Annotated in this window: 1 protein-coding gene; it reads right to left on the bottom strand. The window is 55.2% G+C overall.

All coding sequences use genetic code 11. The features are described from left to right. Positions 1 to 248, bottom strand: a 248-nt coding sequence (locus tag HMPREF2891_RS00940) for a hypothetical protein (protein WP_148131685.1), incomplete at both ends; no start/stop codon positions are given.

Genomic DNA, 248 nt, shown 5'->3' with positions numbered 1-248 from the left:
GGGGCTACGCGGTCATCACCAGCGAAGGTAGAGATGAATACGTAGGTGCCAGCGACTAGCTTGCCGTCCGCACCCTTCTTAGCGATCCAGGAAGTATCACCAATGCTGGGGTAGAAGCCGTTCTTGGCTGGAATGGTGACGGTTTCACCGATCTTTTCAGCCTTGTCACGGTCCGCCTCGGTTACTTCAAGGCCAGCGGGGAAGAACAGCACCTCGTGAGAGATTTCTTTCTCGTCTGCCTTAAAGCC

It is taken from the genome of Actinomyces sp. HMSC065F11, assembly GCF_001813085.1.
GTDB lineage: Bacteria > Actinomycetota > Actinomycetes > Actinomycetales > Actinomycetaceae > Gleimia > Gleimia europaea.
This window is presented reverse-complemented; position numbering and strand designations above follow the sequence as displayed.